This is a genomic window from Streptomyces otsuchiensis (genome assembly GCF_004305975.1).
GTDB lineage: Bacteria > Actinomycetota > Actinomycetes > Streptomycetales > Streptomycetaceae > Streptomyces > Streptomyces otsuchiensis.
The window spans coordinates 1-3,185 of the sequence record NZ_BHZI01000426.1 but is presented as its reverse complement, the minus strand read 5'-3'; the positions used below and the strand labels follow the sequence as shown (position 1 = coordinate 3,185).

Sequence of the window (3,185 nt, the reverse complement as noted above, 5' to 3'; positions counted from 1 at the left end):
GGACGACGTCTTCCTGCGGCTCACCGGCCGCGCCGTCCGGTGCGTCGGCGGCGCGGCCGGTGAGCCGCAGGAAGACGTCGTCCAGGGTGGGGCGGCGCAGCCCGAGGTCGGTGACGGTCAGGCCGTCCGCGCGCAGGGCGCCCGCGACCTCGGTCAGCGCCGCGACCCCGTCGGTGACCGGGGCGTGCACGCGCAGCTCCGCCGTGTCGGCCTGCGGTTCCACTCCCCCGCTGACGCGCGCGAGCAGCCGGACGGCGGCCGGGAGGTCGGCCGGGTCCTGGAGCACGATCTCAAGGCGGTCGCCGCCGACGGCTCGCTTGAGGGCGGCCGGCGTGTCCTCCGTCACGTTGCGGCCGTGGTCGATGAGGGCGATGCGGTCCGAGAGCCTGTCGGCCTCGTCGAGGTAGTGGGTGGTGAGCAGCACGGTGGTACCGGCGGCCGCCAGGGCCCGGACCGCGTCCCAGACCTCGGTGCGTCCGCGTGGGTCGAGGCCGGTGGTCGGCTCGTCGAGGAACAGCACCTCGGGGGCGAGGATCATGCCGGCGGCGAGGTCCAGCCGCCGCCGCATGCCGCCGCTGAAACCGCCCGGCGGCCGGTGCGCGGCGTCCGTCAGCCCGAATCTCTCCAGCAGTTCGTCGGCGCGCGCCCGGGCCGCGCGCCGGTCGAGGTGGAACAGCCTGCCGAACATCTCCAGGTTCTGGCGGGCGGTCAGGACGTCGTCCACAGCGACGTTCTGACCGGTCATCCCGATCCGGCGGCGCACCCCGCGCGGGTCGGCGGTGACGCTCCGGCCGCCGACCACGGCGCGGCCGGAGTCCGGCCGGGTCAGCGTGGCGAGGATGCGGACGGTGGTGGTCTTGCCGGCGCCGTTGGGCCCGAGCAGGCCCAGTACGGTGCCGCGCCGGACGTGCAGGTCCAGACCGTCCACCGCGACCTTGTCGCCGTAGCGCTTGCGCAGCCCCTCCACCTCGACCGAGTACGTGGACACGCCCATGTTCACTCCCCCACGTCCGTCCGGCGGGCAGCCCCGACCGGCACTGAGTACAGCGTACCCAGCATTGCGTACGACGTACCCACATGTCCAGGCGTACGACGTACGCACTCGGGGCAGGGCCTAGGATTGCGCCACGATGACCACAGCGGACGGGCCCCGATGAGCACGGCGCACAGCGGCAGCGGCGACGTCAGCCGCAGCATGGAACTGCTCTGGCGCGGCAAGGAGCCGACCGGCCGCGGGCCGCGCCCCGGCCTGTCCCTGGAGGGAATCGTCGCCGCCGCCGTCACCCTCGCGGACCGCGAAGGGCTGGAGGCGCTCTCGATGCGGAAGGTCGCCGCCGAACTCGGCGTCGGCACCATGTCGCTCTACCGCTACGTGCCCGGCAAGGGCGAGCTGCTGGACCTCATGCTCGACCACGTCGTCGGCACCGGCGACGAGCACGCGGTCCACCTCGACGGCCTGGCCTGGCGTGAGGGACTGGAGGCGGTCGCCGAGGGCACCTGGGAGCTGTACACCGCGCACCCCTGGCTGCTCCAGGTCAACCAGTCCCGGCCGGTGCTCGGCCCGGGTGCGATGGCCTCCCTGGACCACACCCTGCGGCTGCTGGACGGCCTCGGGCTCACCACCCGGGAACGCGTCGGCATGATCCTGACCGTCGAGCACTTCGTCGCGGGCTCGGCCCGCACCCACGTGCTCCAGCAGCGGGTGGCGGAGGAGACCGGGGTCAGCGATGAGGAATTCTGGGCCGCCCAGGCACCGGCCATGGAGACCGCCATGGCCAGCGGTGCCTTTCCGCAGGTCGCGGGGCTGGACGAGCAGGCGTTCGCGATCGGCGGCCTGGAGATGATGCGGTTCGGCCTCGGCCCCCTGCTGGACGGGCTCGCCGGGATCGTGGCCGCCGCGGCGGACCGTCCGCAGCCGCCGCAGGCCGCTCCCGGGTGCGACTGAACACCCGTCGCGCCGTTCAGTCGCCCTTCTTCCGCCCCGACCTGCCGAAGGCGCCGAACGCCACCATCAGGGCCAGTCCGACCGCGACGTACAGCAGCAGCCCGTTGCCCTCGTCCGCGTCGGCCTCGCCGGAGCCCGAACCGTCGGCGGCCCCGTCTCCCTCGCCGTCGCCCTCCTCGGCGCGGTCCCGGGCGAGCACGTCGTCCGGGAGGTACTCACCCTCCAGTTCCACCGGCTTGACCAGGGATTTCTCGCCCTCCGAGCCGAACATCAGGGTGCGGCCGTCCGGGGTGAAGGTCACCGACTCGCCCTGCGGCTGGATCGGGACCCGCACCAGGCCGATCGGCTCGGGTGAACCGTCCTCCCAGCGGAACATCTCCGCGCCGAAGTAGCCGCGCAGCAGCAGCCGCGAGCCGTCGGGCGAGAAGGCGCCGTCGGTGACCCACAGGTCGGTGTCGTAGATCCGCGTGAAGGTGTTGACGCCCTCGGTGGTCAACTGCTCGGGCTGGGCGTAGACCGCGCCGCTGCCGTCGCGCTTCTTGCTGGCGAGGTGGACCAGCCCGGTGACGGGGTCGACCATCAACGCCTCGGCGTCGCGCGGGCCGTCGTCGTACTGAACGGTGTACACGGTGGGGGTCAGCGCGGTGTCCGTCAGCTCGGCCGGCTCGGCGAAGCGGTAGATCCAGACATGCGGCCAGCCGCCGTCGAAGTTGTCCCCGATGTCGCCGACCCACAGGTCACCGTCGGGACCGAGGTGGATGGCCTCGACGTCCCGGAACTCGACGCCCTGGAGGGTGATGGTGGCTACGGTCTGCCCGGTGGAGCTGTCGACGCCGTAGATCTCGGGAGCGTAGTCGCTGTCGTTGTGCGTCCAGTAGACGCCCGGGTGACGGTGACTGGCCTGGAGGCCGCTGGACTCGGTGATCCGGGGGTCCTCCAGGACGAACTCCTCCGGCACCTCGGCTCCCGCCGCCACGGCCGGCGTGGCCCGGGCGAGGGGCAGCACGGTGATCGCGAGGACGGCCAGCGTCGCGGCGAGCCGCCGCGGGCTCCGGCGCTGCGGACTCCAGGTCAGACCCATGGCCCCAGCCTGCCATCCGGGCGCGTGATCGCGGCGGGTGGCCCGGTGAACCGGCCGGGGCCGGCGGCCGGCGGGCGGGAGTGCACGCGGTGCCTCCTTGCTGTGTGCGGGGATGCGGGAGTCGGGGGAGGGGGAGGGGGAGCGGGAAGAGGAGGAAGA

General features: G+C 73.4%; 3 protein-coding genes. 1 reads left to right on the top strand and 2 read right to left on the bottom strand.

Annotated features, from left to right (window positions below; translation table 11 throughout):
* The coding region (locus tag E0D90_RS24645) for an ATP-binding cassette domain-containing protein (protein WP_130800149.1) at nt 1-994 on the bottom strand (994 nt) is incomplete at its 3' end.
* 159 nt (nt 995-1,153) lie between these two features.
* On the opposite strand from E0D90_RS24645, the gene E0D90_RS24640 reads away from it, so the two are divergent.
* The gene (locus E0D90_RS24640; RefSeq protein ID WP_130800148.1) at nt 1,154-1,945 is read left to right on the top strand and encodes a TetR/AcrR family transcriptional regulator; all 792 of its coding nucleotides are present in this window, start codon (nt 1,154-1,156) and stop codon (nt 1,943-1,945) included.
* Between the two features lie 16 nt (nt 1,946-1,961).
* Here E0D90_RS24640 and E0D90_RS24635 read toward each other — a convergent pair whose 3' ends face one another.
* Nucleotides 1,962-3,026 (bottom strand): hypothetical protein, encoded by a 1,065-nt coding sequence (locus tag E0D90_RS24635; RefSeq protein WP_227870482.1) that lies wholly within the window; start codon nt 3,024-3,026, stop codon nt 1,962-1,964.
* Between the last annotated feature and the right edge of the window lie 159 nt (nt 3,027-3,185).